Raw genomic sequence first — 26932 nt, 5'->3', positions numbered from 1 at the left:
TCCAGTCTGGCAAGACGCAAAACTTATATTGAGATTTAAGAAAAGGGTGTGGTGTTTTTTAGCGTCTTCAAAACAGTCACCTGTTTTGCTCGGCTTCCTCCTTACGCTTTTCTATCGTTTTTTCTCGTTCCCTAATTTTCTCTTCAATGACTTCTATCTTCGCTTCCTGTTCTTTGCGCCACTCCTTCATTCTGGCTTCAAATTCCTCCATCCGGGGTTCGTTGGCTTTTCTCCAGGCTTCCATTCTGGCTTCAAATTCCTCCATTCTGGGTTCGTTTTCCTTTCTCCAGGCCTCCATTTTTGCTTCAAACTCTTCCATCTTGGGCTTAAATTCAGCTTCCCAATCCTTCATTTTTGCCTCAAATAATTTTTGAGCATCAGCCATTTTCTGCTGAAAATCCTTCATCTTCTGCTGAAATATTTCTTTCTGCGCCATCCCATCAGGTGTGGTATCTCTATGAAACTGTACAATTTTGGAGGCGTAAATGCGGATACTGTCTCCAAACCCATCCATAAAGGTGTCAGCAATAAAAGGATGGGCGTCTGGAAATACCGGCGCGGGAGGCATGGCCGGGAACACCGGTGCAGCAGAAAGACCCGGAAAGACCGGTGGAGCAGGAATTGTCCAGGATGGCATATCCGGAACGCTGTCAAGCCGGACATTGGCCTCCACCCGCTCGCCAGCCGAATCCATCTCAACGGCTATATCCATGCTGAGGATCCGGGTTGACGAGGCGGAATTGGTTTTATTGGTATCAATATCGAGATCCAAAGACAGGGGGGAGTCCTGATCAATAGCATAAACGGTTGCGTAACGGAGCCTGGTCTCCAGCCAGTCTTCCCGGGGGAGATCTTCCTGTTGTGCCGTTCCCAGTAGCAGCACACAGCTTAGCAAACTTGTGATCATCATGGTTTTTGTGATTAATGGTGTATTGTTTATTCTATTGGGTTTCATCCCCATCATTCGTTGTATCCTGTGAAGGGTCGGAAATCCGGACTTACTGGCGGCCATGGCCAGTTGGGGTGTCGGTGTGCTGGTCATGTTGACGATATGGGCCAATGCGTGCGCCAGATCAGCACCTTTCGCTCCACAGGCTATCGCCAAATCATCAGTAGCCTGCTCTCTGGATTCCCTTATGGTCTCATTTATCCACCAGAAGGCCGGATGGTAGAAAAAGATCATTTCAAGAAAAGACTGAAACAGGTTGAACGCAAAATCATGGCGGCGAACATGGGCCAGCTCATGGGCAATTATGGCCTCCAGCTGAGCAGAAGGCATATTGAATACCAGACCCGCAGGAATCAAAACCATCGGTTTGAGTATCCCAAACACCATAGGCACCTCGATTTCTTCACTTTTTCTTATGCAGACCGGAAGCCGGATCTGCATCTGTTGCATACAGGTTTTGGTGCAGTCAAAAATCCATCCGGACAAATCTGCAGAGGACCTGCGCCTGATCTGCTGCAAACTGACAAAATTTCCCAACAGGCGCAGCATGTAAAACACCACGCCAATAAACCAGACATTGACCAGGTAGGGGAGCACCTTCCGGAAGAAATCTACGGCCATAGCAGTCAAACCTTGCTGGTATCCGGCAGGTCCGGAAGGCATGGCCAGGTATGTAGAAGTAGCGGACGGCATGGCAGGCGCTGCCGCCAGTTGCAGGTATTCGTAGCAGACTGTGGACAGAAAGCAGAGGAACATCAGGATCAGGCTGAAAAAACCTGCCAGGTAGCGGTATCGGGGTATCCGAAAAATGGGAATACGCAATATCAGCGCATATACACCCGCCAGCAATAGAAATTGCCACAGGGAATGCAGCAAAGCCCAGCCCAGCAATTCGGGTATGTCGGATAAAGGCAAGGTCAGATTCATGATCTCTTGTTTTCAATTTTGTCCAGAAATGCACGGATCTCCTCAATTTCCTCCCTGGAGGGATCACTTTGCCCCAGGGCTTGCATGACCAGCTTTTTGGCTGAGCCACCAAATGTTTTGCTAATAAAACTTTTCACGAGTGATTGCTGGGTATCTTTCTGGCTTACCTCAGCACGGTACACATGTCTCTTTTTCTGTTCATCTCTGCTAAGCAAACCTTTCGCATACATATTTTGCATGATTTTGAGTGTGGTAGTGTATCCGGTTTCCTTGTCCAGTGCCAGTTTTTCGTGCACATCCCGTACACTGGCCTCGCCCAGATCCCAGATAATGGCCAATACTTCCAGTTCGGCCGCTGTCGGTTTTTCCTGCATCTTTAAGTACGATTGATTTCGTATCAAATATATACGACATAAATCGTAAATCAAAATTTTATACGATTTTTATCGTATTAAAATTTGTTAAAAATATGCCGGATATTTTTTTCCAAACAGCGCTTCTCACTTAATTTGTGAATGTGTTTGATTAGCTTCAACTGGCAACAGCATCCGGAATATAAACTGGTACTGACAGCAAACAGAGACGAGTTTTATGAGAGGCCCAGCAAGGCCCTTCACCGCTGGGACAGCGGAATATACGCCGGCAAGGATCTGAAGGAAGGAGGTACCTGGCTTGGCTTTCATCCGGACGGCCGTTTTGCCGCACTCACCAATTTCCGGGATATAGCCAATGAAAAACCACGGGAAAGATCCAGGGGTGAGTTAGTGACAGGTTTCCTGAACGGTAAAAAAACACCACTTGACTACCTGCATGAGGTAGCAACAGTGGGCAGCTCCTACAATGGCTTCAACCTGCTGGTCGCTTCAGGGGAGGAGATGTATGTATACTCCAATTATGGCGGCGACATACTACAGGTACCACCGGGCGTACACGCCATTTCCAATGCCTACCTGGACAGTCCCTGGCCAAAAGTAATCCAGGCCAAAAATCAACTGGTGTCTCTCCTGGACCGCAAAAATCCCGAGCTGGACGATCTATTGGGCTTGCTGCAGAGTAGGGAAACCGCTCCAGAGAGCGAATTACCCGAAACAGGTCTGTCGGTAGAACTGGAAAAAGCGGTCTCCGCCCAATTCATCTGTGTAGGAGATTACTACGGCACCGTCAACACCACTGCAGTACGCTGGCACCACGACGGCACCATGGGGATCAAAGAAATCCGTACGGTACCCCTTAAGGAAATCAGCGAGTTTACCATCCCGCCAAAATAGTGGCTTTCCGGAACTATGGTCGCATAATGGTGTTTATATGCATATGAAAAAGTTGGAACTATTGATTATTGGCGCCGGACCTATAGGCTTGGCATGCGGTATAGAAGCAAAAAAGAATAACCTGGACTACCTGATCGTAGAAAAAGGTGTGCTGACCAATTCAATCTATAACTATCCGGTCAATATGACTTTTTTTTCCACTTCAGAAAAACTGGAGATGGGAGACATCCCCTTTATGTCTATCTCCAATAAACCCACCCGTCCCGAGGCCCTTGAATACTACCGAAGGATCGTCAAACACTACCAGCTCAGGATAAACCTGTACGAAGAGGTTTTACAACTGGAGAAAAAAGATGACGGATTCCGGGTCAATACTTCCAAAGGTGTTTACCTGGCCGAAAAGCTGGTCCTGGCGACTGGTTTCTACGATCTCCCCAACACCATGAATGTACCAGGTGAGGATTTACCCAAAGTCACGCATTATTATAAGGAACCCTGGCCCTATATCGGCCAAAAAATAATCGTAGTCGGTGGAGGCAACTCTGCCGTTGACGTAGCACTGGAGACCTGGAGAAAAGGCGCAGAAGTGACCATGGTCGTTATGAAGCCAGAAATCGATCAAACGGTGAAGTACTGGGTCTTGCCGGACATTGAAAACCGCATCAGGGAAGGGTCCATCAAAGGCTACTTCAATACTACCATCAAAGAAATCCGGCAGGATGAGGTGGTACTGAATACACCAGAAGGGGAAGTAACTATTGCCAATGATTACGTACTGGCCATGACAGGCTATAAGCCCAATTTTGCCCTCCTGGATCAACTCGGCGTGGAGCTGAGTCTGGATGAAAAAAGGCAGCCCTGCTATGATGACAGCAGCCAGGAATCCAATGTACCCGGATTATATTTAGCAGGCGTGGTTTGTGGCGGACTGAATACCAGGGAATTTTTTATTGAAAATACCATTGTACATGCCAGAGCGATCATTGAGGACATTGTAAAGAAAAAAGCTATACCTTCAAAAGTCGAAAAATAGCTGTGGCGGATTGGCAAATAACCTGATAAAGAAGAAGATCCACAAAAATCCGAATGTATGATCGCAATGTTGACCATAGCTTTTTCAAGAATCCGGTTGGATCGGACATGTGGTCAGAAGCTGCCTTTTAGTTTGCCTTCCTGAAGCATTTTAAAAATGATTGGTGGAAGGAAGAACGCACAAATAGACGGAGGGTATAAGGACAAAAAGCAGGTCCAAAATTATTTTCCCCTGCTCGGGTTTGTCTCAGGATGGACCTTATCCTGATGAAGTAAAATGGTGGAAGTGGGATAGGCGATGCGGATATTGTCTTCTGGCCCCAGCCGTTCCAGGATACTTTCAGTAATGGCATGCTCAAACATACGCCGTTTTTTTGGATCACACAGGTAGCGCATGGATAGCTGAATGCCCCTTTCGGTAATTTTTGTAAAAATCATCGGAGTAAATTGCTTGTAGACGATCAAATGATCCTGCTTGGCTTTTTTAAATACCCGTTCGGCCAGTTTCAAATCTTCCTTCAGGTGTTCATTCAGGATTTCCAGCAGTATTGCCTTGGCCTTTTTGAAATCGCTTCTCAGGGTAATGTAAATTTTCTGCTCATTCCAGATATAATCAAATCCGATGGAATAGTTGGCCTGGGAATCCATAAAAACCTTACCGTTGGGCACGTGAATCACCCTGCCGGTACTTTGATCTGCATCCACCCAATTGCCAATTTCCAGCAGGGAAAACTGAAACAACCGGAGATCAATGACATCCCCTTGTACTTCCCCAATCTGAATCCGGTCACCCACATCAAAGGGCTTTCTCAAATAGATGAAAGCCCAGCCGGCGATGTTCACAAAAATATCCTTCAAAGCGATGGCGATACCTGCGGAGAGCAATCCAAAAAAGGTAGTTACGGATTGAAAGTTGTTGATCCAAAGATTGCCTATGATGAGAATCCCAACGATAAATGAGGTATACTCAATGACTTTTCTCCAGTGGTACTGCCGTTTGAGTTCCACGGCATCGCCCCGATAAATGAGCCTTACAGAAATCTTGTTGATCAACCACATGATGAATACAATCAGGATAGTCTGCAGAATCCTGTTTCTCAAGGCTACATCAATGTCAAAATCCAGGAGGTTATCAAACATGTTACCGGTATTGTCAAAATCAAGGTTTAAACTAGGCAAATATATGCCAATAATTCAACGGTGTAGAAAGAATTATTTTGAAAGTCTGGATTTACGGTTGCCAATCCATACCCCGATAATAACTGCGACAATCCCAAAATAATGGAGCAGAAATAATCTTTCTCCGTCCCATACACCCCAGAGTATGGCCACCAACGGCACCAGGTAGGTAACGGAACTCGCAAAAACCGGCGTAACCAATTTGACCATGGTATTGAACAATATCAGAGCGGCAGCGGTGCCGACAATACCCAGTAAGGAAATGTAACCGGCGGCCAGCCAAGCGCCCTCCACATGCAGCAGCTTAAAGGAAAATTGGGTAAAGGCCAATAAATACAGGGCCGCAAGCGGCAGCACCATCATCAGCGAAATGGCGGTAATGGTCTTTGGCCTGATTTCCTGAACCCTGTATTTGATGATATTGACATTGAGGCCGTAACAAACCGTTGCCGCCACGACGAAAAGGCCGTACAGGTTCAGGTCAGAAAAAAAGGAAACGCCGGTCTCCGAACCGGCCAGTACCAGAATTCCTACACCGACAAAGGCAATGATCAGGCCCAGGGAAGCCTTCCAGGTAATAGTGGCCTGAAAAAATAACCCCCCTACCAACACCACCATCAGGGGAGTCAATGCGTTGATCACGCCGGCCAGAGAGGAGGAAAGGTTGGTCTGGGCTGTAGCAAACAGAAATGAGGGAATAAAACTACCGACAAAACCGATTACCAACAGATAACCCAACTGCTTCCGCCTCAAATCTTTCAATACCGGCATGGCCAGAGGCAGCAGTACTGTGCCGGCGGTTACGATCCGTAAGGCGCCTACTTCTCCGGCAGAAAACACCAGCAAGGCCTTTTTGATCAGGATAAACGAACTTCCCCATATCAAGGCCAATACCAACAACATCCCCCAGTTTTTAATTGGCTGGTACTTGTCTGCTTCAGGCATTGGCGTGAAAAATTTTCATCTGTCTGTGGCTCGTGAGTGGTTGAAATGTTGATTCAGAATGCGGCGCCGGCAAATACCCTGGAAACTTCATCCAGAATCTGCAGCACCTCCTTATGGTCTTCTGAAGTAACCAATGCGGTTCGGTAAGGTTTAAAATGTGGTAATCCCCTGAAATAATTGGTGTAATGTCTCCTCATCTCCAGCAGACCCAGCTTTTCTCCTTTCCACTCTACGGAGAAATCCAGATGCCTTTTGGCTACTGCCACTCTTTCCTCAAGGTCTGGTCCCTCCAGCAGCGCCCCTGTAGCAAAATGGTGTTTGATCTCATTGAAGATCCAGGGATAGCCAATCGCCGCCCTGCCAATCATCATACCGTCTACGCCGTATTGGTCCCGATAAAGCCTGGCCTTTTCCGGACTGTCTATGTCTCCGTTTCCAAACACCGGGATATGAATCCGCGGATTATTTTTGACCTCCGCCAGGTATTTCCAGTTTGCCTCCCCTTTGTACATTTGCTTGCGTGTACGGGCATGTATACTGATGGCCTGAATGCCTATATCCTGCAACCTTTCGGTCACTTCCACTATGCGAATGGAATTTTCGTCCCAACCAAGGCGGGTCTTGACCGTGACCGGAATGTCCACGGCCTTCACAATCTCGGACGTCATGGAGACCATTTTGTCAATGTCCAGCAAAATACCTGCACCAGCCCCCTTGCAGGCGACCTTATTGACAGGGCAGCCATAATTGATGTCCAGTATGTCCGGGCCCGCGGCTTCGGCTATACTTGCCGCTTCCCGCATAGAACTGATTTCATTACCGAAAATCTGAATCCCTATGGGTCTTTCGTAGTCGTAGACATCTAGTTTCTGCACGGACTTTGCTGCATCGCGTATCAAACCCTCCGAACTGATAAACTCTGTATACATGAGGTCTGCCCCGTTACTTTTGCAGACCGCACGGAAAGGCGGGTCACTGACATCTTCCATGGGCGCCAGCAAAAGCGGAAATTCCCCCAGTTCTAATTCTCCAATTTTAATCACACTATGAAATTTTTTGCAAAAATGATTGTTTTTCCTTGAATATCAATAACATTGCCACAAATGTAGCCCAAATCACCGGTATTAATTTAGGTGCCGGGGCGGTGGTTACCTTGTGGTGCACGCTATTTCATGTAAATTTACTGAGAATATGGAAATATATGAACATCGGGCGGGCCAACAGGTACATCAGCATTGGCTGCTTTCTATCACAGTTTTGGTGCTGATCGTATTTGGTACCCTTGCTATCCTACAGACCATCGCCATAGGTTTGATACCTGTATTATTTGGAATTTCATTTGATCAGCTACCAGGACTACTCCAAACTACTCTGAACCACCCAAACAGCAGGATGGCGTTTTTGTTTATTCAGGGATTGGGTGGCGGACTGGCATTTCTGGCAGGAGGATGGATATTCATACGCTTCGTAGATAAGAAAACGTTAAAGATAAAAACCCATTTTACCCGGACCATACCAGCACAGATAGGGATCACGGTGCCTTTGCTGCTGGGCTTTGTGCTGCTCAATTCCTTGCTGGTTTACCTGAATATGAATGTGGAATTCCCCGATTCCATGCGTGGACTGGAAACAATGTTCCGGGAAAAAGAAGACCAACTCATGCAATTGACCAGGTTCCTGACCGATTTTGATTCCGTTGGAGAATTGTTAATGGGCGTTCTGGTCATAGGCGTACTGGCGGGCATTGGGGAAGAATACCTCTTCCGCGGTATCCTGCAACCAAAACTGCACCATTACACAGGAAGTGCCCATCTGGGTGTCTGGATCACGGCTTTCATCTTTTCTGCCATCCATTTTCAATTCTACGGTTTTCTACCCAGGCTGATGCTCGGAGCTTTGTTTGGTTACCTTTACCTCTATTCCGGCAGCCTGGTCTATCCCACGCTGGCCCATATTTTGAACAATACCTTTACCGTATTCATGGTCTATCTGAATAAATTCGATCTGGTGGAATTTGATATGGAAGATTCGAGCCAATTGCATTGGGAATATGTGCTTCTGGGAGCTATCGTTTTTCTGATGAGCTGGCGGATGTTTTTGAAACTGGAGAAATCAAAACAATATGGGAAAATGGCATAAAGTTTTTGTAACCGATGCTCCGATTCGGGCAGAAATTGTCAAAGGTGTTTTGGAAGAAAAAGGTATAGCAGCAGTTATCCTGAATAAAAAAGATCCGGTTTACAAGATTCACGGTAACATTGAAGTGATGGTTGTCAGGGAAGATGCCGTCCGGGCATTAAACATTATTGATCATGAGATCTCGTTTTAGTATCAGCAACTACAGCAATCTGGCACAGCGTGTGATCACAGCACTGCTTGGGGCGGTTGTTATCATTACCAGTACCATATATAGCGAATGGTCGTATTATGCCACCTTTGCCATCATTCTTGGTTTCACCCAAATGGAGTTTTACAAGCTTTCCGGTTTGGATGGGATGCTTCCATTGAAGAGTTTTGGGACTTTTGTCGGACTTTTGATCTTTACCTTCACATTTTTAGAGGAGATGAAAATCATCCCAATCGCTTATTATTTCCTTGTTTTCCCTCTGGTATCCATGATTTTCTTTATCAAGTTGTACAGAAAATCAGACAAAAAACCCTTTACCGGCATCGCCTATACCATATTGGGCATTTTCTATGTAGCCATTCCTTTTTCACTGCTCACAGTAGCCGCCTTTTCAGTGGACAAAACTTTTCATTTTGAAATCATCATCGGCTCGCTTTTCATTCTGTGGGCCAGCGACTCCGGGGCCTTTTTTGCCGGTACCAAATTTGGAAAAACGAAGCTTTTTGAGCGGGTGTCTCCCAAAAAATCATGGGAAGGCAGTCTAGGGGGAGCATTCACGGCATTGGTAGTCACCTATTTCATTTCCAAAAATTTTACTGTTCTTCCGGAATGGCAGTGGTTTTGCATCATGACCATCATCATCATCGCAGGCACCTACGGAGACCTGATAGAATCGCTTTTCAAGAGGAGTATAGCCATCAAGGATTCCGGAAAGGGCCTTCCGGGCCATGGTGGGTTTATGGACCGTTTTGATGGTTTATTGTTATCCACCCCATTTATTGTAGCATTCTTGAAAATATTTTAATATATCCTCAAAAAAATGCTAATATTGTAACGGGAAGCGTACCTCCTGTTGTTAGCCTTTTGCCGGGCATCCAAAAACGCTTTATTTGGATTAAATGTTGTATCGCCATGACCATTCATAAAGAAGGAAAATCACTTTTGTTCTGGACCCTGATCGTTCTTGCTGCCATCAATATTGGCTTGCACCAGGCCTTTCCGGAAAAGGACATGTTGCTGAATTTAGTTTTGTTGGGCAGCATCATCCTCTATCTGGCCATTTTACAATTTTTCCGAAATCCAGCCATACCCCTACCCGATGACCCCCACCTGATCTATGCTCCCGCCGACGGCAAGGTCGTGGCCATAGAAAAAACCTTTGAAGAGGAATACCTCAGGGAAGAGAGAATCCAGGTATCTATATTCATGTCTCCGATCAATGTGCACGTCAACCGCTCTCCCATCACCGGCATACTCAAATATTTTAAATACCATCCGGGAAAGTACCTTGTCGCCTGGCATCCTAAATCCAGTACTGACAATGAACGCACCTCTCTGGTAATTGAACATAGCAGTGGCATTCAGCTTATGGTAAGGCAAATCGCCGGCGCCATGGCCAGAAGGATCAAGTGGTATGTAGGGGAAGGCGATCCTCTTGTGCAGGGACACGAATTCGGATTCATCAAATTTGGCTCAAGGGTAGATGTATTTATTCCTACAGATGCCGAAATTCTGGTAGATATCGATCAGGTAGCGAGAGCTGGCATCACTCCCCTGGCCAGGTTCAAATCCTGATCCGATCAAAATTTCTAAGGTATCTATCCGGAGCTCACTTTCAAGTATCGTTTTTAGTAAGAGATCCCCCTTGTATATAGCAGGATAGCGTATATAATGCGCCTGCGATAAGCCCGCAGTCGGTATGCTGCCCCCCGAAACCCGCGCCGGTTGCTTTAGGCGTTACCTGATAGGGTATAGAAAATGCAGTACGCCGTTTCTTCAGGCAATCATCAGGCGATTCGCGAGGTCTGCGCGCCGTTCTTTTCACGGAGGCAGGCTCATTCCCAAACTGTACCGGTGGTCAGCCAAGGCCCATATCCAGTGCCTTTTTTACCAATTCCGCCACGGAAGACACTTCAAGCTTTTGATGGAGGTGCTTACGGTGTGTTTCTACCGTAAAAATACTCAGGTGCAGCTCATCAGCCACCTCCTTGCTGGTTTTGCCTTTTGCAATCCACTTTAGAATCTCTATTTCCCGCTTGGAAAGTTTAAAGGCGGTCTTGAAATGGTCGTACTGCTCGAAATCATCGTCTTCGGCTTGTTGCAGGACGTGATCAAAATTAGCCAGATACCTGTCTTCCATTACCTCTCTGATCGTAAAAATAAGCTCATCCGGATCGGCATTTTTCAAAATATAGGCATTGACACCCTGTTTGATACATTTCCGGAAAATTTCTTCTTCATCATACATGGAAAGCACGATGGTCTTGGTTTTCCACCGTTTTTTTTTGATATGCTGAAGAATGGCCAGACCGTTGGTCCCCGGCATGTTCATATCTGTGATAACCAGATCCACCCTGATTGTTTCAAGCGCTTCCAGTGCTTCCCTCCCATTGTGAAAAACACCGGTTACTTCGAAGTCAGCCTCTCTTGACAGCAGGTTTTGAATCCCGGCGGCAAAAAGCTTGTGATCATCTGCCAATAAGATCCTCGTTTTGTTTTCCATCATGCGCTAGTTTTCCTCTCTCTAACATTATCCTGATTTCGGTGCCTGCATCGGGAACAGAATTTACCTCTACCCTTCCCTCAATGGCCTGTATGCGGGATTTTAAGTTTTTTATACCCAGACCATTGGAAGTCTGTGAAGTATCGAACCCTATTCCGTCATCCGCAATCACCAATACCAATTCATTTTCGTCCAAGCTAAGCTTGATACTGATCAGGCTTGGGGAGGCATGTTTGATCGCATTGTTCAAACATTCCTGAACCATTCGGATCAACACCAGCTTTTTGTCTCCCTCCAGCATATCGACCGGATCTCCTGACTGTTCAAATGCCGTAGTACAATAGCCGGTCTTTTCTATTCTGGCCAGTTCTTCCTTCAAAAAGTGCTCAAACGCCAGTTCCCTGATATAATCGCGGTTGATGGATTTGGACAGGCCCCTTACTTCTCTGATTACCTGATTGATCAATTTCCTGCCTTCGCCCAGACCTGAGCCATCCGGATTGTTCAACACCAACTTGGTGAGGGAAAGCAATTGTCCGATGTTGTCATGTAGCTCCTGACTAACATGATGCAGTGTTTGCTCCCGAATTTCCTTTTCTGCATTCAATATGGTGTTTTCATAATCTGCTTTCAGGATCTGAATTTTGTGCCGGTTTTTGATCTGCCGCTGCCGGTGAATCACCACGATGGTGATGATAAATACCGCCATGATCACCATCAGTACTACGCCCGTGAGAATTGCAAGAAAGGTATTTAAAGAACTATCTTCCATTTCCGCTCCTCATGAAAATCAAGCTGGAATAAAAAGAAAGGCCAAAAATCAGGTATAGCAGTGCCGCAAAAATCCGGTTCAGGGAAGCCAATACCGTCAGGTACCATTTATCGATATCCCACAATAGATTGATGGACCCAAAGTAGATAAAATTGGGACAGTAGAAGAGGAGTATAGCAGCTATGTTCCAAAAGTGGGGTACGCTCAGCAGCGGCTGGTCCCAATATCCGTCTACCAGAAATATCCTGTACAGCAGGTAACAACAAAGGGCCACGATCCCGAAGCTTCCCAGCAGGTGGGTGTAGTGCTGAAACATCGCCGTAGGGTGCTGGAAAAAAAGCGCATTGACCGCCGCCCAAATCAAAAAACAGGGGATAAAAAAGAGCAATGCCTTTTTTATCCTTTGCTGATCGATTAGCGCATTCAGGTAGGCCAAAATCAACAGTGTCTCGCCAATTACAAAGAAAAGGTTGTAAACCAGCACGTTTTGTCGCCCTTGCTGCACCAGGTAGTAGGCATAAAGCTCAAAGGCCATCACATATACGATGATAAAAAAAATAAGCAAATGTGATTTTCTTTCTTCCAAACCATACCTGTGGTTTAGATAGAAAAAAAACAACGAAAACAACAAACCAAGGCCAATAAAGGAAAGGTATAAAAACGGGGTCATGGGAATAATGGCATTGTTTGCTACAGCAATATCAACAATCGGGGGGACAAACCTTGCCTCCATTTATGATCATGGTTTCCTGGTCTGGATCTTTATTCCCGTCGGAAGCTGCAAGCACCAGGGTCAGTTTGCCAATATAGGCTTCTGCTCGTTCCTGATCTTCCCGTTCAGACAGGGTGTCTTCATCATACATCCCGAGAAAAATTTTGATGCCCCCGGTCTCCGGATCTGTTTCCGCCAGCAATTTCTCGATCACTCTTCTATCAAACCATACCGATCTGGTCTGCTCAATGGCCTTTTCTTTGTTGATTGCCTTTTCCGCCTCAGTGATAAACGTGTTGTAGTTCTGCTTCAGTCTGTCAAATTTCTTAAAATCCATGGGAAAATTTGCTTTTAGGTGATTTAGTGATAATCAAAATTAACTATTCCTGTGTATAAAGTACGGAATAATTAAAAAAAATACTCCTGTTTGCTACTGGCCAAACAATAAATTGGCATTCATGCATTTAATCCCCACAAGCCACTTTTCCAAAATCAACTACCTATTTTTTGCCTTACTGACAAATTTAAACCCGGTAAATGGCCTTTTTTTCAAGTTATCTGTACAACAAAGCGTAGTCTTTGCATCAAATTCTGCTACTGCAGGTTCCTTTTGGAATAAAATAGCTATTTTGGTCCCTGATACATATCCAATAAATTATTCAAACGCATGATAGTCTCCCTTTTGATCATTGGTATCCTGTTCGTTTTGGTTATTACTACCTACAACCGGCTCATTCGTCTGCGCAACAATGCCCGGGAGGGATGGAGCGGTATAGATGTTCAGTTGAAAAGAAGGGCAGATCTGGTACCGAACCTTGTCACTACTGTAAAGGGGTATGCCACTCACGAAAGACAATTACTGGAAGAAATTACTAATTTGCGAAACCAAAGCCTCTTGGGGCAGACCGTCCCGGACCAGGCCAAAACTGCTTCCGAACTGGGAAGATCACTGAAACGGCTGATGTTCATTGCTGAGGCCTATCCGGACCTGAAAGCAGATGGCAATTTTTTGAAGCTGCAGCAGCAGCTATCCGAAATTGAAGACTATCTTCAAAAATCCAGAAGATATTATAATGGCACTGTACGGGAGCTCAATATCAAAATCGAATCTTTCCCTTCCAATATCATTGCGAGGATTTTTGGGTTTGCAAAGTTTGATTTCTTTGCACTCTCAGATGAATCTGACAGAATGGTACCAGAAATCAATTTAAGCTAAACAATGCGCCAGATCTTTCTATCTCTAACCTTTATTTATTCGCTCTGCTTTTCTTTCGCTCAGGCGCAGGAAAGCGAAGAAATACTTCGTTACCACAGCGAAATAGAAATCCAATCGGATGGCTCTCTGCTGGTAACTGAAGAAATACAGGTAAGGAGCACCGGGAATGCTATCCAAAGAGGCATTTTCCGGAGTTTTCCCGTCCGCTACAGGGACCGCTACAACAATCAGGTCCGGGTTGGATTTGAGGTAGTGGAGGTTCTCAGAGATGGTGAAAGTGAGCCCTATCAGGTCATCCGTCAGGGTGACTACGAAGTAGTGCGGATAGGTGAAGAAAACACCTTTCTGGATCCTGGTATTTACGATTACACCCTTGTATATACTACCAACAGGCAGATCGGATTTTTCGAAGATTTCGATGAACTGTATTGGAATGCCATAGGAGACAGTTGGGATTTCCGGATTCTGGAGGCATCGGCAAGAGTTGTCCTTCCGGAGGGGGGGAATATGGACCAGTACACTGCCTATGCAGGTCCTGCCGGAAGCAGTGATTGCCCCTGCGATATAGAAAAGGAATCTGACCGCAGCCTTTTAGTTAAAGTAAATGAACCGCTGAATGCGGGGGAACCATTAACCGTAGCTGTAGCCTGGCAGAAAGGGCTGATCGCTCCCCCTGGAACGGCCCAGCAGACAAAGGAATTCCTGGGTGACAATGCAGGCATATTCACCGTCCTGGTTGGCCTTATACTTGCTTTTGCCTATTATTTTTATGCCTGGTCCAGGGTGGGTAAGGATCCGCACAAGGGTGGGATTTACCCCCTCTTTGAGGTTCCCGAAAATCTGGATGCCCCTGCCGTAAGGTACCTGTACAAAATGGGCTTTGATACGAAGGCCTATGTGGCCGCCATAGTGGCGCTGGCCACCAATGGCTGGCTGAAAATTAACGAAGAAAGGAAAAAGAAATATGAGCTTGAAAAAATCGATTTTCCTGAGACCAGCAACAGTGGTTACCAGCGCATCATGTCCAACCTTTTTCCGGGTGCAAGTCAGCGCATCAGCCTCAATCAGAAAGAACACAAAAAGATAGGCGGGGCGATGAAAGGCCTGCAAAAGGACTTGAAGGAGCGATTTCAGGGCAGTCATTTTAAAAACAATTATGCCTGGCTGGTTCCGGGTATATTGATTTCTATCGCCAGCATAATTTTGGGCGTAAAATACACCATGGATAACTCCCTGGAGTCAGAAAATGTATTTCTGATCATGGGATTATTTTTCTGCTTGTTTTTCCTCATGTTTTTAGGTAAGGTGTTTATGACCATCATGCATTACCTGGATTATGGATACGTAAAGATGAGTACAATTATCAGTGAAGTATTCAGCTTTTTGTTTGCCCTGGCCTTTCCGGCCGTTGCCATCTATTTCTTTGATGCACAATTTCCTGTAGGCTTTTTATTGACCGCGCTAGTTTTGGGGCTGATCAATGTAGTTTTCGCTTTCCTGATTAAAGCCCCCACCGAAAAAGGCAGAAGGGTAATGGATGAAATCGAAGGATTCCGGATGTACCTCAACGCCGCAGAGAAACCCCTTCTGGAAACCTACAATCCGCCGGGCATGACCCCTGAGATTTTTGAAAAATATCTGCCCTATGCACTGGCTCTGGATGTGGGCGAATCCTGGGGCAAAGCCTTCGAAAATAAAATCAACTCCCTGTCGGGAGAAGAACGCCAGGCTACACGCCGTTATCAACCTTCCTGGTATGCCGGCACCGGCTTTGCCGCTGGTTCACTGGCTGGATTTTCCTCCAATCTGGGAAAATCATTTGGCTCCGCTTTGAGCAATTCGGCCAGTCCTCCGGGTTCCAAATCCGGTAGTGGTGGAGGAGGCAGTTCCGGCGGAGGCGGAGGTGGCGGCGGAGGCGGTGGCTGGTAGCAGCAAAAAAAAACCCTGAATGCTACTTTCAGGGTTTTTACTTATCAGAATATCAATACTATTGTTGCTGCAATACGGTTTTCATGGCCTCCAGGTACGAAGGTTCCGGTACTTCTGCCTCCTGCAGCAGCATCACAAAATGCTCTGCCAGAATTTCCTCTGGGTGTAAGGTATAACTGGTATTGTCACCAATTTTCTGCTTGAGGTCAGTAGCAGCGGCAAAATTTTTCAATACAGGCATATTATCTACCAAGGTAGCCTGCTTGTCATCATCTCCACCTTCTACAAACATCAGGCGTTGTTTCAGGTAAGTGAAAAAGGAGCCGCCATCCCACTCTTCCTCAGAAATCAGGATAAACACCACTTCCTCACTCTGCCCGTCGATCTGCAAGGTGATGGTATGTTCCAGAAACGGAGCATCAGGATTTGTAATGACAAAATCCCGTATACTTTCCGGGTAAGCAATGCGGTTGCTTTCATAAAAATTGATTGTCTCAAACAGGTCCTTTCTTACTTCCGGCTTGAAGCGGGTCAAAATATGAAACAGCTCGTGGATCAGAAAACTTTCATTAACCAGTCCGCGTACCACAATGTAGTTTTCACGGGTATAGCTTACTGCACCGCCTTCTTCCTCCATTGTAGATTTGATCAACAGAATTTCCTCCGGAAACTCCAGCTGGAGCCCCATGGCTTCTATTTTATCCTTTATTCCCAAAATCCGCTCTTCCAACACAGTTTTTTCTTCCTCAGTCCATGCCTGGGCTTGTTGAGAGGCATAAGTAAGGTAATCCTCTTCTTCTGTGCTTGCCTTATTCTTGGTCCTGGAGGCCAGGTCAAACTTACTTAACAGCTCGGTATAGCTATCAGAAGTACCCAGTCTCTCTGCTGCCTCCTCTAGAGGAGTAAAGACGATATTGGTACCTTCAATAAACGGTACTTCTATTTCCGGGTCCCGTGGTGCCGGATTTTCCGGATCTTCCGGCTCCTGGGGCGGATTTGGTTCTTCCACAGTACATGCTGCCATGATGATCAGTAGCAATAGGGGATAAATGCTTAGTTTTTTCATTTTTGATAAATTAATAGATAGGGATATTATATTTTGTTATTATTCTTTTTTATGGTCTATCACCCGCTGAAGCAGCTTGCCAAATGAGGCATCGTTTGGCGGAGACAGCATGGTGATGTGTTCACCATCAGCCTCCCATACCCGCAATTCCTTGACAAAAGGTTTCCATCCGAAACAGGCCTTATCCGGAAGGTACCCCGCCGCAATCCTGGCTTTGATCAAGTCTACTGAACCTGGATACTTTTTTATGCTGTATTCCCGGCAAGCCTCTTTGTATACATATTCTACCCGCTTGTAGGTTTGCAGCAGGGAGGATTCAGGGTTTTCCCGGTCTGGATTGAACAAACGTCGGAGCCTATTGATCTTTTTCTCAAACGATTGCCTCTTTTTTCGTTTAAATATAGCAGGCTGCTCGATCAATAACTCCACATCAAACTTTCTTTTTCCAATAGCGTGTCTGATCTGATTGAAAGTCCGCTTCCAAAAAGGCTTATTGTGATCACTTTGGAAGGCATAGGTATCAAACAAGACCAATTTTTCAACCTGCTTCCCCATTTCCAACAATTGAAACGCCATTTCGAATGCTATAATTCCTCCTAACGAATATCCTGCCAAAAAGTATGGCCCATCGGGATTTTGTTGCAATACTTCGCTAAGATACTGGGAAGCAATGTCCTCCACTCTACTCAGAGGCTGTGCCACACCGTCCAGTCCTTTGGCCTGGATGCCGAAGACCGGCTGCTCGCGATCCATTTTTTTCGCCACCGCGTAAAATGGCAGAATATTTAACCCTCCACCATGCACGATATACAAAGGGGGCTTGCTACCGGAAGTTTTGATGGCCACCAGACTCTTCCACTCACTATCTCCCAGTACGCCACTTTTGATTGCCTGGGACAGTTTTTGAACCGTAGGATACCTGAATAGTACCGATAGGGGCAGCTTGATGCCAAATACTTTCTCCAACTGCACCATCACCCTTACCGCAGTGAGGGAATGGCCACCAATTTCAAAGAAATTATCCCTCTTTCTGATCGCATCTCTTCCCAGTGCCTTCTTCCAGATATCGGCAACCAGCCGCTCTTCCGGACTCATTTCTTCCTCTATGGCAACATAGGGATGGGAAACCCGGTCCGGATAGGGCAAAGCATTGCGGTTCACTTTGCCGTTTTCCATTAAAGGAAATCTTTCCATCCCCACAAAGTCTGTCGGAATCATATAATCGGCCAGGCTCAGGCTGAGCTGACTTTTCCATTGTTTTACCTGCTCAGAAGAAATTCGACTTCGGCTCCCTGCTGCCCTGGCTTCTCCAGAATTTACCACTACATAGGCAACCAAAAAAGGCATGTCATCCAGGTCCTTCTTTACATGTACGATCACATCCCCCACACCCTTCAAGCTACGAATGGCATTTTCCACTTCCCCTAGCTCCAGCCTGTATCCCCGGATTTTTACCTGGTGATCCAGCCTCCCAGCGACTATCAGTTCTTCGTCTGCACTGATGCTACCCAGATCACCAGTTTTGTACAATCTCCGCACCTGCCCGTTTTCAGCGATCAGCTCCAGAAATTTTTCCCGGGTAAGATCAGGGCTGTTGATGTAGCCTCTGGCAAGGCCATGACCTTCGATGAAAATCTCCCCCTTAGCTCCTTTTCGTACCGGATTCCTTTCCCCATCTAATATATGGATTCTTGTGTTCCTGACCGGTTTGCCAACAGTCATCGGCTTGTCAGTAGAGGACACCCGCTTGATGGTGGAGTAAACGCTGGTCTCGGTGGGTCCATACACGTTCCACAACTGCCGGCAGAGAGGCAGCAGCCTGTCGGCAAGAGCTTTCTCCAGGTGTTCCCCTCCGCTGATGATTTTCAGCTTGTCAGATCTTTCACTCCAGCCATTGAGCAGGAGCATCTTCCAATGGGATGGCGTTGCAAACATGAGCGTGATGCCCTCTCTGCGTAAAGTATCAACAATAACATCCGGCTCTTTGCGCTCCTGCTGACCAAGCATGTAGGTTCGGGCACCGAAAACGAGAGCAACCAGTGTTTCCAGCACAGCGATATCAAATGATACGGAGCTTACGCCCAGGATCTTGTCGTCTTTGGAGAGCCCTGGTTGCGCTCCCACGACTGCGATGAAATGGTTTACGTTGGCATGATCCAGACGGACACCCTTGGGCTTGCCGGTGGTACCGGAGGTATAAATAATGTATGCCGGGTCATCACCAGATACATTTAGCTGGGGATTATGGTCAGGAAGGGAGGCAGTTTCCGTATCGAAATCATGCCACATGATCCTTTCCACTTTGGTTTCCAGGCGGTCGTGTATGCCGGATTCCGTCAGGTAAAATCTGCAGGAATCTTCCAGCATGTAGCTGATCCGGTAATCCGGAAAATCACTGTCTACCGGAAGATAAGCGCCTCCTGCTTTCAGAATTCCCAGCATGCCTATGTAATATTTGGGTGACCTGTCGACGAGCAAGCCTACGATGTCGCCCTTCTCGAGGCCCTTCTTCAGCAGATAATGAGCGAGTTGGTTGGCTTTGATATTCAGATCACCATAGCTCAGAATCTTTTCTCCAAAAACGACTGCCGGCCTGGAAGTGTCTCTGGCGACCATTTGCTCAATTTGCTGATGTGCGGGTGTAAAAACAGCATTTTGGGCTGCTTCCCCGGAATATATTTCTCCAATGGTGCCGGAGACGCGATCTGACGAAATATCCCCGAGCTCGAGCTCCGGGTTTTCCAGCATTCGCCCCAGAATGTCCGCAAAGTCCTCAGCGAGCTTTTCGATGAATACCGGGTCAAATATATCCCTCGCATATTCTATCCGAACATTAAAAGCCCCCTTGTTTTCATTTACCAGAAAGGTCAGGTCAAACTTCGAAGTGGTCTGTTGCACTGGGACAACTTCCATGGACAGGTTATTCGAAAAATTCTGGTTTTCATTGCCGTATTCCATGACAAACATGACCTGAAACAAGGGGTTCACACCCAGTTGCCTTGACTGGGCGGTGGCCGCAACGATTTTTTCGAAGGGTACATCCTGGTGCTCGTATGCCTGCAATGTATTTTGCTTCACCCGCAACAGGATTTCTGTAAAAGTACTCTCTGGTTTCAGTACGGTACGGATGGGGAGCGGATTGACAAAATAGCCCAGAAGCGGTTCCAGTTCTGCCTGCTTCCTGCCACTTACTGCTGTCCCAACACAGATATCCTGCTGACCGCTGGTTCTTTCCAACAGCGATTTAAACACAGTCAGCAAAATCATAAAAGGAGAAAGACCCAGCTTTTTACCCAACCCGAGCATGGCATGCTTCTGATCGGGTCCGATCTGGAAATCAAAAGTCGCACCCTCATTGCTTCGCTTTGATATTCCTGCAGAAGGCTCATTGAGATGGATAGGCCGGACACCCCTCAAATGATCTTTCCAGAATTGTAGCTTATCGTTCAGCACCGCGTCAGTAAATCTTTCTCTCTGCCACAGTGCGTAATCTGCATATTGAATTTTCAGGTGGGGTAACAAGAGGTTTTCCCCGGAAAGTTCTGCTTTCAATAGGGCAAAAAGTTCTTTGATAAACAAGGGAATGGACCAACCATCAAATGCGATATGGTGAAAAACCAGCATCAGCAGGCTTTCGCTTTCTCCACTTGCAAATTGCCTTGCCCTGAGCATAAAGTCACTTCCCAGATCAAAAGGTCTGTTCAGGAAATCGGCCATTTGCCCATCCAATGCCTCTTCGCTGTCTGCTTGCTGGTCTGCGGCCATTTGCCAGCCCAGGACCGGCATCACTTCCTGCCAGGTATCTTCCTCCTGTTCGCGGATCACCGTCCTGAGTATTTCATGACGTTCCATGATGCTACGAATAGCATTGGAGAGTAGCACGGAAGAAACCGGCCCCTTTAATTTTAACAGAACAGGTATGTGGTACTGAACCGATCCTTCAAGTTTATCGGTAAGCCATAGGCTTTCCTGGCCAAAAGACAAGGGAATGTTTTCCGGCCTTGGTTTCATTGCCGGGATACGCTCTGCTTCCCCTGCTTTTTCTACCTGCTCTCCGATAAGTGCGGCTACCTGACGTACTGACGGATGCGCAAACAATTCACTGATGCTTACTTCATGACCCAATGTTTCCCTGATCCTCCCGATCAGTCGGATAGCCAGCAGCGAATTGCCTCCATAATCAAAAAAATCAGCATTCACACCCAGGCCATTAAATTGCAGCACCTTCCGCCAGATATCAAGCAGATCACTTTCCAGCAAAGTCGAAGGGGCTTCAAACGAACCTGGTCCCTCTTCGGGGATTGGCTCCGGCTTTAGGCGCTCCAGCGCTTTGCGGTCTATCTTCCCATTTGGGCTCAGTGGTAACTCATCGAGAAACTGTATCCTTGAAGGAACCATGTAGCGTGGCAGACGACGCGATATTACTGCAATCAAATCGCTTTCCCTGACGCGATCATCTGCTGCCACAAAAGCAACGATCTGCTGCTCTCCGGTATCCGTATCCTGCAAAACAGCTACTGCATTTTTAATTGAGGCATGTGACTGCAGCGCGATGGAAATTTCATCGAGCTCTATCCGGTAACCGTTTAATTTCACCTGATTATCCAGCCGTCCCAGAAAAATAATTTCCCCATCGCCCTTCCAGCATCCCCGGTCACCTGTTTTATATAAGGTACCGCCATTGGGTCCGGCAAATGGATTCGGCACAAATCTCTCTGCCGTAAGATCAGGCCTGTTCAGATAACCTGACGCCAATCCATACCCTCCCAGATATATTTCACCTGGCACACCGACCGGACAAGGCACCAGATCCTGGTCCAAAACATAGGCAAAACTGCCCGCTACAGGCCTGCCTATTGTTATCGGTCCACCTGGTTTGAGTGTTTTACAGGTAGAATAGGTCGTATCTTCGGTAGGTCCGTAGAGGTTTCTGATCACCAGGTGCTCCCGGGACAGGCTTTCCAGCAGACCGGAAGTCACAGGTTCCCCGGCCATGTTCAGCAAGCTCACTGGTCCAAAATCCAAACCAGCCTCCACCATTTTCCGGACCACACTGGGCACGGTGTTTATCAATACCCTGCTGTCCTGCTTCAGCTGTGCTGCGATGTGCAAAGCATCTGGAAGGATCCTGACCGGCTTTCCATAGGCCAAAGGAAAAAACAGCTCAAATACGGACAAATCAAAACACATGGAAGTAACGGCATACACCGACTCAAACGCGTCTGATGGAAATTCGCTTCCGCACCATTCCAGAAATGCAGACAGGTTACCCTGAGTCAGACATACCCCTTTGGGTTTTCCTGTACTTCCAGAGGTATAAATCACATAAGCCGGTTGATCCTGCCCGACCTGCGGATAACCTGATGTTTCGATATGGCTTTGCCCCAGCCTTACATCCAGATTCATCCTCACGAGACCCTCTACCCTGGGAAGTTTGTTTTCAGACGCCTTGTCGGTGAGTAAATATCCCGCTCCGCAATCTTCCAGTATATACCTGATCCGGGCCTCGGGGTAGTTTGGATCTACCGGCACATAAGCTGCACCTGCTTTCCAAATCCCCAACATTGCGGCCACCATGTCCAGACTTCTCTGCACCAGTAGTGCTACCCTACTTCCGGGCTTCACTGCATTGTTTCGCAGGAATCCGGCAATCTCCATGGACCTGATGTGCAATTTGTTGAAGGAGATCTCCTCCGCGCCGATGTGCAGTGCCGTAGCAGTGGGTCTTTCCTGCACCTGCCGGTCAAATCGCTCAAAAAATGTCTGGAATGCTATTCCTTCCCGGTACCTGTCTCTCCCCGAAAAGGCATCGACCTCCGCCGAGGAAAGCAGGGATATTTTCTTTACCGGTATATCGGCTGACTGGGTAAGCCTCCTGAGCAACTGAAGATAATGCTGGCTTATCCGCTGTACCGTTTCCTCCAAAAACAGGCCTTTATCAAATTCAATATGCCCACTCAAGCCATCCTCTTCCTCAACCAGGGTTAGGGTTAGGGCGAACTTAGGCCTCATGGGATCTGCCTCTAACTGCTTGGCAGATACTCCGGGAAGTTGAAGTTTTTTAGTACCCTCAGATGCTTCGTGCATGACAAACATGAGGTCAAAAAACGGATTCTGATCTTTTGCAGTTGCAGAAGGGAAAAGAGAGGCAAGCTGCAAAAACGGTACTTCGGCATGTTCTAAAGCAAACAAAACACTGGTCCGTACATCATCCAGAAAATCCTGAAAGGAAGCTGCCGGTTTCAGTTCCGTCCTTAGTGGCAGGGTATTGATAAAATACCCAATGGCATTTTCTGTATCGGGCAGGTTTCTATCTACCACGGTGGTCCCCACGCAAATATCTGTCTGCTGTGTGTAACGGTAAAGCAGCACCTTAAATGTGGCCAATAAGGTCATGAATAGGGTAGCATCATGTGCTTTGCTAAAATCCCTTATAGAACTCATTTCTGCGCCATCCAGGTAGAACCGATGCACGCCGGCCTCCAGTCCGGCCTTCTCGCTGTGGGGAAAATCATAGGGAAACAGCAACTTCTCCTGGCCTGTCAACTTTTTCCTCCAGGATCCCAGTCCCCTCCCTCCGGATGTGCCGGCCAGGCTTTGCTGCCTGTGCCGGGCGTAGCTGGCAAAAGGCAAGGGATGCGACTCAGGCTCTGGCTCAGATCCCTGGTCCAATAGCGTATAATTTTCAGACAGCTCCCTCAGAAAAATCTTCAGGGAAATATCATCAAAAGCGATGTGGTGAAATACCAGGCCCAGCACCTGCTCCCCACTTTTAAAACAAATCAATTGAGCCCGCAGCATAAAGTCTTCTGCAAGATTAAAGGGTCGGCTGAAAAAGGGTTGCCAGTGCCTGGAAAAGTTTGCGTCTGTATAGGTTTCGCCTGTTTGGTCAACCACCGAAAGTTTCCAGTTTTGCCCTTGCTTTACGGCAGTCTGCCCGGATCCCTGAAAGGTTGTGGCTAGAACCGGATGCCTTTCTACAATCAGTTGAATCGCCTTTTCAAGATATTTTGGATTGATATCGCCTGTGAGCTTGTAGGCCACCGGAAGGTGGTAGGCCTCCGTGCCTTTTATCTGATCGATCAGCCACAATGATTGCTGTGCAGGAGAGAGCGCAAAGGTCTCTGAATGGGCTGTATGGTCTGACTCGTCCGGCACTTCCACCTTTACGGAAGCTTTCTGTTTCAGGTGCCGGTGCAAGCCGGATATTGTGGGATGGTCAAACACATCTTTCAGCGCAACCGGAAGGGCAGGTTCATTTCTTAGCCTGGCCAGAAGCCGCATGGCTGCCAGAGAGTTGCCTCCTCTTTCAAAAAAATTGTCCTCTACTCCGAGATTGGGAATCCCCAGCGAAGCGCTAAAGGCATCATGTATTTTTTCCTGTAACGCATCGGCCAGGTCTGCCCTTTGAGATACAAAAGCTTTCTCTTCAAGTCCGGACAGCAATGCCCTATGGTCCACCTTTCCATTCTCTGTAAGGGGAAAATTTTCCAGAGCGATAAAGGTAGCGGGCACCATGTGTGCGGGCAGGCCGGCAGCTAGTTCCTGCCGTAAACCAGTACTTTCCCGAACACTGCCTTTCGGAATATAGAAAGCTACGATTTGCTCCGGTTGTCCTGGGTTATTAACCAGGCTTACCCAGGCCTCCCTCACTTTACCGGTTTCCTGCAAAGCCTGCTCGATTTCTGTTGGGTCAATACGTGTTCCCTGAAATTTGAATTGTCTGTCAATTCTTCCCTCATACAGAAAGCTCCCATCCGCCAACTGCCTGACCAGGTCTCCTGTGGCATATAGTCTAGCTCCTTCTTCCGCTCCAATCGGATCTGGCACAAATTTTTGAGCGGTAAGTTTCTGGTCCTTCCAATAGCCCCAGGCAAGTTGCCTGCCACCCAGATATAGTTCTCCGGATTGCCCGGCGCTGATTGCCCCACCATCCTGATCCAGGACCTGACAACGCATGCCCCCGATGGGCTTGCCAATCGAAATCTCAGTGTCAGATGGCTGTACAGCAGCCACCGTAGCCCAAATGGTGGCTTCGGTGGGGCCATATTCATTGTAAAGCGCAGCCTGGGGCTGCAGGTGGAAATGACTGTCAACAAGATCTTTTGTCAGTTTTTCTCCGCCCAAAATCACCCTCTTGGTGGCCTGTCCCGGCAAAAGACTCTCTTCCAGCAAAAACCGGTAGTAAGCGGGAACACAAAGTAGCGTATCGGTATGGCGTAGCAGTTCGGGCAGCCTTTCCACATCCTGAATGGCCTCTCTGGATGCTGTAAAAAGTTTTCCCCCTGTACACAAAGGCCACAAAATGGCTGCCTGCGCTGCATCAAAACCGGGTGAAGGAAGAAGCAACAATTCCGGTCGACACTGGTAATAGGTAATCCTGGTCTGAATCGCCTGACGGAGCTGTGCATGTCCTATCATCACACCTTTTGGATCGCCGGTACTTCCGGAAGTATACATTACATAGGCCAGATCCGATTGCCCCGCCAATAAACTGCCGGATGGTTCGGTCGATGCTCCCGAAAATCGGGTCCAGGGCAATACCGACAAATGGGGCGCAGAGGTACCAAAATCCTCATTTCCTTCGGAAGTCAGGACCCAAGTGGCAGCAAGCTCGCTGAGTATTTTCAATTTTCTCTTTTCCGGCCATTCGGGAAGTAGGGGAGCAAATGCAAGACCGGCCTTCCACAGCCCCAGAATTGTGGCAATGAGCTGATGCCCCGGAGGCATGCAAACCGGGACGACGGGCTGATATTCGCCTATTGAATGCCGGAAGAATGTGCCTATCCTGGAGGATAATGCATCCAGTCCCTCGTAGGTTATTAACTTCTCTCCGTCAACAATTGCCGTTTTGTGAGGATTTGCTTTCACCTGTTGCTGAAACAAATCGATAACGGTACTTGCTTTCTCCCCGGAGGAGGTATTAAAGAATTCTGTTTTCAGCACATCAGACAAAGTCAACACAAGTTTATTTCCCGGCTTTTCCGTTTTTCAGGGAAAAGCACACCCCAAATATAGCCCAATAGGTCTTTATACCTAAAATGTGAATTATTTATAATTCATTTTTTTAGATATGAAATGCAAATATATGGAATATAAAGTGAATTTACCTAGATTTTTTTTCAAGCACATTGCAAATTTCTGTGAAATGAAAAAATTTAAACATCTCTCAGGTATTTAAATTAATCAAAAAGTGTGCTTACTTTAAATTTCCCTTGAAAAAAATAATGTAACCTCCTTTGCCAATGACAAGCTTCCCTTCTAAAGAACGGCTGGCCCATATCGTATATGAATCCGATGACAGGGCTTCTAAAAATTTTGATTTGGGCCTTCTGGTTTTGATTCTGTTGAGTGTGCTGGTCGTAATCCTGGATTCTGTCCGGGAAATCCACCTCAACTACGGTAGCTTACTCTATTGGCTGGAATGGTTTTTCACCATTGTGTTTACTTTGGAATACCTGCTCAGGATATGGCTCAGTAACGACCGGCCCGGGTACATCTTCGGATTCTATGGTATAGTAGACCTGCTGGCGATTTTGCCTACTTTTTTGAGCTTAATTTTGGTTCAAAGTCAATACCTGATGGTGGTGAGGGCCCTGCGCTTTTTGAGAATTCTCAGGATTCTGAAGCTACCTGAATATCTGAGAGAGGCCGCTCTTCTGGCCAGCGCATTAAAAAACAGCCGGGCCAAAATACAGATATTTGTGGGCTCGGTTTTGACGATTGTACTGGTGATGGGATCTATCATGTATATCATTGAAGGTCCGGAAAATGGCTACACCTCTATTCCGAGAGCCATGTACTGGGCGATCGTTACGCTGACAACGGTTGGTTATGGCGATATTTCGCCAAATACCGACCTGGGGCAATTTATGGCTTCCATTATCATGCTGCTGGGTTACGCCATCATCGCCGTACCTACTGGCATAGTGACTTCAGAAATGACCTTTGCCAAAAGTAAAACCGAAGCCGCCGGAGAGCACACCCTCAAGATCTGTAAAACCTGCCGCCTGCAAAGGCACAGCGCAGATGCAGTCTATTGCCGGCAGTGCGGCAGCAAATTGGAACCTCCCGAATAAGTATCACA

General features: G+C 47.0%; 20 protein-coding genes. 9 read left to right on the top strand and 11 right to left on the bottom strand.

Annotated elements, in window-relative coordinates; all coding sequences use genetic code 11:
• Nucleotides 1–76 precede the first annotated feature (76 nt).
• Together BUB19_RS00990 and BUB19_RS00985 are read right to left on the bottom strand one after the other, a co-directional pair.
• Entirely contained in the window at nt 77–1876 is a 1800-nt protein-coding gene (locus tag BUB19_RS00990) for a M56 family metallopeptidase (protein ID WP_073090342.1), read from the bottom strand.
• A complete protein-coding gene (locus BUB19_RS00985) occupies nt 1873–2250 on the bottom strand; it encodes a BlaI/MecI/CopY family transcriptional regulator (protein ID WP_073090339.1) in 378 nt (125 codons plus the stop codon). The genes BUB19_RS00990 and BUB19_RS00985 overlap by 4 nt, the downstream gene beginning before the upstream one ends.
• Nucleotides 2251–2391: 141 nt before the next feature.
• Here BUB19_RS00985 and BUB19_RS00980 point away from each other — a divergent pair, with 141 nt between their 5' ends.
• The gene (locus tag BUB19_RS00980) at nt 2392–3144 is read left to right on the top strand and encodes an NRDE family protein (protein WP_073090336.1); all 753 of its coding nucleotides are present in this window, start codon (nt 2392–2394) and stop codon (nt 3142–3144) included.
• A gap of 43 nt (nt 3145–3187) precedes the next feature.
• Nucleotides 3188–4177, top strand: a complete 990-nt coding sequence (locus tag BUB19_RS00975; RefSeq protein ID WP_143155872.1) for a YpdA family putative bacillithiol disulfide reductase — start codon at nt 3188–3190, stop codon at nt 4175–4177.
• 221 nt (nt 4178–4398) lie between these two features.
• On the opposite strand, the gene BUB19_RS00970 is transcribed toward BUB19_RS00975, so the two are convergent.
• The 3 genes from BUB19_RS00970 to dusB form a co-directional block, all read right to left on the bottom strand.
• On the bottom strand, nt 4399–5316 hold the full coding sequence (locus tag BUB19_RS00970; protein WP_073090330.1) for a mechanosensitive ion channel family protein: 918 nt from the start codon (nt 5314–5316) through the stop codon (nt 4399–4401).
• A gap of 72 nt (nt 5317–5388) precedes the next feature.
• The gene (locus tag BUB19_RS00965) at nt 5389–6300 is read right to left on the bottom strand and encodes a DMT family transporter (RefSeq protein WP_073090327.1); all 912 of its coding nucleotides are present in this window, start codon (nt 6298–6300) and stop codon (nt 5389–5391) included.
• 53 nt (nt 6301–6353) lie between these two features.
• The gene (dusB, locus tag BUB19_RS00960) at nt 6354–7343 is read right to left on the bottom strand and encodes a tRNA dihydrouridine synthase DusB (RefSeq protein WP_073090324.1); all 990 of its coding nucleotides are present in this window, start codon (nt 7341–7343) and stop codon (nt 6354–6356) included.
• Between the two features lie 148 nt (nt 7344–7491).
• Between dusB and BUB19_RS00955 the strand changes: the two genes are divergently transcribed.
• The 4 genes from BUB19_RS00955 to BUB19_RS00940 all read left to right on the top strand — a co-directional run bounded on the left by BUB19_RS00955 (nt 7492) and on the right by BUB19_RS00940 (nt 10222).
• Entirely contained in the window at nt 7492–8439 is a 948-nt protein-coding gene (locus BUB19_RS00955) for a CPBP family intramembrane glutamic endopeptidase (protein ID WP_073090321.1), read from the top strand.
• Entirely contained in the window at nt 8423–8629 is a 207-nt protein-coding gene (locus BUB19_RS00950) for a putative signal transducing protein (RefSeq protein ID WP_073090318.1), read from the top strand. The genes BUB19_RS00955 and BUB19_RS00950 overlap by 17 nt, the downstream gene beginning before the upstream one ends.
• Nucleotides 8613–9452 (top strand): phosphatidate cytidylyltransferase, encoded by an 840-nt coding sequence (locus tag BUB19_RS00945; protein ID WP_073090315.1) that lies wholly within the window; start codon nt 8613–8615, stop codon nt 9450–9452. The genes BUB19_RS00950 and BUB19_RS00945 overlap by 17 nt, the downstream gene beginning before the upstream one ends.
• A 107-nt stretch (nt 9453–9559) precedes the next feature.
• Entirely contained in the window at nt 9560–10222 is a 663-nt protein-coding gene (locus tag BUB19_RS00940; protein WP_073090312.1) for a phosphatidylserine decarboxylase family protein, read from the top strand.
• Between the two features lie 283 nt (nt 10223–10505).
• Here BUB19_RS00940 and BUB19_RS00935 read toward each other — a convergent pair whose 3' ends face one another.
• The 4 genes from BUB19_RS00935 to BUB19_RS00920 are packed head-to-tail and all read right to left on the bottom strand — an operon-like array spanning nt 10506 to nt 12971.
• Entirely contained in the window at nt 10506–11153 is a 648-nt protein-coding gene (locus tag BUB19_RS00935; protein ID WP_317041564.1) for a response regulator transcription factor, read from the bottom strand.
• Entirely contained in the window at nt 11116–11922 is an 807-nt protein-coding gene (locus BUB19_RS00930) for a sensor histidine kinase (RefSeq protein WP_073090306.1), read from the bottom strand. Before BUB19_RS00930 ends, BUB19_RS00935 begins: the two co-directional genes overlap by 38 nt.
• Nucleotides 11912–12655 (bottom strand): hypothetical protein, encoded by a 744-nt coding sequence (locus BUB19_RS00925; RefSeq protein WP_143155871.1) that lies wholly within the window; start codon nt 12653–12655, stop codon nt 11912–11914. The genes BUB19_RS00930 and BUB19_RS00925 overlap by 11 nt, the downstream gene beginning before the upstream one ends.
• Nucleotides 12624–12971: a hypothetical protein gene (locus BUB19_RS00920; RefSeq protein ID WP_073090299.1), complete on the bottom strand. Its 348-nt coding sequence runs from the start codon at nt 12969–12971 to the stop codon at nt 12624–12626. The genes BUB19_RS00925 and BUB19_RS00920 overlap by 32 nt, the downstream gene beginning before the upstream one ends.
• Before the next feature lie 330 nt (nt 12972–13301).
• Here BUB19_RS00920 and BUB19_RS00910 point away from each other — a divergent pair, with 330 nt between their 5' ends.
• Complete coding sequence (locus BUB19_RS00910; protein ID WP_073090294.1) at nt 13302–13850, top strand: LemA family protein; 549 nt, start codon at nt 13302–13304, stop codon at nt 13848–13850.
• A gap of 3 nt (nt 13851–13853) precedes the next feature.
• A complete protein-coding gene (locus BUB19_RS00905) occupies nt 13854–15779 on the top strand; it encodes a DUF2207 domain-containing protein (RefSeq protein WP_073090292.1) in 1926 nt (641 codons plus the stop codon).
• 58 nt (nt 15780–15837) lie between these two features.
• Here BUB19_RS00905 and BUB19_RS00900 read toward each other — a convergent pair whose 3' ends face one another.
• Both BUB19_RS00900 and BUB19_RS00895 read right to left on the bottom strand, forming a co-directional pair.
• A complete protein-coding gene (locus BUB19_RS00900) occupies nt 15838–16845 on the bottom strand; it encodes a hypothetical protein (protein WP_073090290.1) in 1008 nt (335 codons plus the stop codon).
• Nucleotides 16846–16884: 39 nt separating this feature from the next.
• On the bottom strand, nt 16885–25809 hold the full coding sequence (locus BUB19_RS00895; protein ID WP_073090287.1) for a non-ribosomal peptide synthetase: 8925 nt from the start codon (nt 25807–25809) through the stop codon (nt 16885–16887).
• Nucleotides 25810–26090: 281 nt separating this feature from the next.
• Here BUB19_RS00895 and BUB19_RS00890 point away from each other — a divergent pair, with 281 nt between their 5' ends.
• Nucleotides 26091–26924, top strand: a complete 834-nt coding sequence (locus tag BUB19_RS00890) for an ion transporter (RefSeq protein WP_073090285.1) — start codon at nt 26091–26093, stop codon at nt 26922–26924.
• Nucleotides 26925–26932: the final 8 nt, after the last annotated feature.

Source organism: Cyclobacterium lianum, from assembly GCF_900143075.1.
Classification (GTDB): domain Bacteria; phylum Bacteroidota; class Bacteroidia; order Cytophagales; family Cyclobacteriaceae; genus Cyclobacterium; species Cyclobacterium lianum.
Note: the sequence above shows the minus strand (reverse complement) of the source record. Positions and strands in the feature narration are given on the sequence as shown.